The organism is Pseudomonas sp. P4_B4 (assembly GCF_056402255.1).
Genome location: NZ_JBFUHS010000076.1, coordinates 1 through 2,470, shown reverse-complemented (window position 1 = coordinate 2,470; position 2,470 = coordinate 1). Strand labels below are relative to the sequence as shown.

The following is a 2,470-nucleotide window of genomic DNA, read 5'->3' as shown; positions in this document are numbered from 1 at the left end:
GAGTATCGCAATAGGCATTTTCTTGATCATGGTCAGATCCTTGACGACGTTGGCCGGGCTCAACAGTGGACTCTTTCGTAGCAGGCGCTCGGGTCGGCCACGGCGTCGAAGCGTTGCAACGCTTCGGCACCGCCATCGGCCTGTTGCGTCACCCGCAAGGTGTCGCCGAGACGACTTTGCAAATCGAGGAACACCCGGTTGCGTGCCAGTTCGCAGGGGGTGTACTTGGCAGGAAAAAACGAAGCTCACTGTTTGCTCTCCGCTGCCTGGCGGATCACTTGCAATTTGCGAAAATCTGGCTTGGAGCGGCCATCCGTCACGACGCTGCCATCGGGATAGGTGAAGCTGGTGTGATTGCCTTTCTTCTTCACCTTTGGCTGCACAGAGGTGACCAGGAAGCCGGAATGCAGGACGGGTTCGAAATACACCTGCCGAGCTTGCAGAGCCTGATACTTTAAGTAGATATGGCCCTCACCCGCCAAGCTGATCTGTTTTCTATAGCCTCCAAGAAAGGCTTCACTCAACCACGGGTAATAGTCCTTCCTGATCGTCAAATCCCCTTCGACCTTGATGTCCGCGCCACCGCGCGGCGAGTTGTTGTGATCGAAGATCACCACCACACCACCGCCTGCCCCGTAAGTCACGTTTTCGCCAAAGTTAGTGGGATAACCATAAGCGACGCCAAAGGTCACGTTGCTCAATCGCCACTGGCAGGCACCGCCACCATCGATCGGCAGCTTGGCCACATAGAGGTCACTTTGTCCCTCGCGCACGAGTTGCAGATCGGTACGTTGATACCCATCGCGTTGATAGGCTTCGCCGAAGGCCGAGTGGTCGGTAAAGGTGCACAGGGTCGAGCGGTACATCACCTGTAGGGTTTCCGCGAGCAGTTCCTTCGGCACTTTCACCGTCACGGTGATCGATTCGCTGTCCGGCGGCGGCGCCAGGCTCTGGTCCTTGGCGCAACCGCTGAGGCTGACGCACAGAGTGAGTATCGCGATGGACATTTTCTTGATCATGGTCGGATCCTTGGCGGCGCGGGCCGGGCTCAACAGTGGGTTCTTTCGTAGCAGGCGCTCGGGTCGGCCACGGCGTCGAAGCGTTGCAACGCCTCGGTGCCGCCATCGGCCTGGTGCGTCACCCGCAAGGTGTCGCCGAGACGACTTTGCAAGTCGAGGAACACCCGGTTGCGTGCCAGTTCGAAGGGGGTGTGCAGGGCAGGAAAAACGAGGCTCACTGTTTGCTCTCCGCTGCCTGGCGGATCGCTTGCAATTTTCGGAAATCTGGTTGAGAACGACCGTCGGCCACGGTCGTACCATCTGGATAAGAGAATTTTATGAAGCTACCTATTTTATGTACCTTGGTACCCTCCGATTTGACTAGAAAGTCGGAATTCAGGACGGGTTCGAAATACACCTGCCTCGCTTGCAGAGCCTGATACTTTAAGTAGATATGGCCCTCACCCGCCAAGCTGATCTGTTTTCTATAGCCTCCAAGAAAGGCTTCACTCAACCACGGGTAATAGTCCTTCTTGATCGTCAAATCCCCTTCGACCTTGATGTCCGCGCCACCGCGTGGCGAGTTGTTGTGATCGAAGATCACCACCACACCACCGCCTGCGCCGTAAGTAACGTTTTCGCCAAAGCGAGCCGGATCGCCATAGGTCACACCAAAAGTCACGTTGCTCAATCGCCATTGGCATGCACCGCCACCATCGATCGGCAGCTTGGCCACATAACGGTCGCTTTGTCCCTCACGCACCAGTTGCAGATTGGTACGTTGATAGCCATCGCGTTGATAGGCTTCGCCGAAGGCCGAGCGGTCGGTAAAGGTGCACAGGGTCGAGCGATACATCACCTGCATCGGCCTCGCTACCAGCTCCTTCGGCACTTTCACCGTCACGGTGATCGATTCGCCATCCGGTGGCGGCACCAGGCTCTGATCCTTGGCGCAACCACTGAGGCTGATGCACAGAGTAAGTATCGCGATGGGCATTTTCTTGATCACAGTCGGATCCTTGACGGCGTTGGACGGGCTCAACAGTGGGCTCTTTCGTAGCAGGCGCTCGGGTCGGCCACGGCGTCGAAGCGTTGCAACGCCTCGGCGCCGCCATCGGCCTGTTGCGTCACCCGCAAGGTGTCGCCGAGACGACTTTGCAAGTCGAGGAACACCCTGTTGCGTGCCAGTTCGTCTTCGACAAGGCTTGCGTAATGATCCCTGGTCTGCTGTTCGAAATTCTGTCGATCCAGTTGCCGCTTCAACAACGGCGAGCGCTCGGGGTTGATTGACTCCAGCAACTGGCCATAGATGTACGGCTGGTAATTGCTCATGAAGTGATTGCCGAGACCCACGAATCGGCCGGCCTTGGGATTGCTGAAGGGCGGGAAAAACCTCGCCCGACTCTCGGCGGTCAACGAGGTGGTGAGGCGCTGCTGCGCCTGCTCGGCCTGCTGGTCGTCGTCGGGGCTCA

4 protein-coding genes and 1 pseudogene are annotated in these 2,470 nt (G+C 57.7%); all 5 read right to left on the bottom strand.

Annotated elements, in window-relative coordinates:
- Window positions 1-59: 59 nt before the first annotated feature.
- On the bottom strand, window positions 60-182 hold the full coding sequence (locus tag AC1DVE_RS31085; protein WP_477784441.1) for a hypothetical protein: 123 nt from the start codon (window positions 180-182) through the stop codon (window positions 60-62).
- A gap of 63 nt (window positions 183-245) precedes the next feature.
- Window positions 246-1,019, bottom strand: a complete 774-nt coding sequence (locus AC1DVE_RS31080; RefSeq protein WP_223459790.1) for a hypothetical protein — start codon at window positions 1,017-1,019, stop codon at window positions 246-248.
- 29 nt (window positions 1,020-1,048) lie between these two features.
- Entirely contained in the window at window positions 1,049-1,237 is a 189-nt protein-coding gene (locus AC1DVE_RS31075) for a hypothetical protein (protein ID WP_223459792.1), read from the bottom strand.
- The gene (locus AC1DVE_RS31070) at window positions 1,234-2,040 is read right to left on the bottom strand and encodes a hypothetical protein (protein ID WP_223533820.1); all 807 of its coding nucleotides are present in this window, start codon (window positions 2,038-2,040) and stop codon (window positions 1,234-1,236) included. The genes AC1DVE_RS31075 and AC1DVE_RS31070 overlap by 4 nt, the downstream gene beginning before the upstream one ends.
- A pseudogene (locus AC1DVE_RS31065) lies at window positions 2,037-2,470 on the bottom strand (lipase family protein); the annotation flags it as partial. The gene AC1DVE_RS31070 and the pseudogene AC1DVE_RS31065, both read right to left, overlap by 4 nt.

Coding starts and splice junctions, on each gene's coding strand:
- AC1DVE_RS31080 (WP_223459790.1), bottom strand. CDS start 1,019: ATGATCAAGAAAATGTCCATCGCGATACTCACTCTGTGCGTCAGCCTC.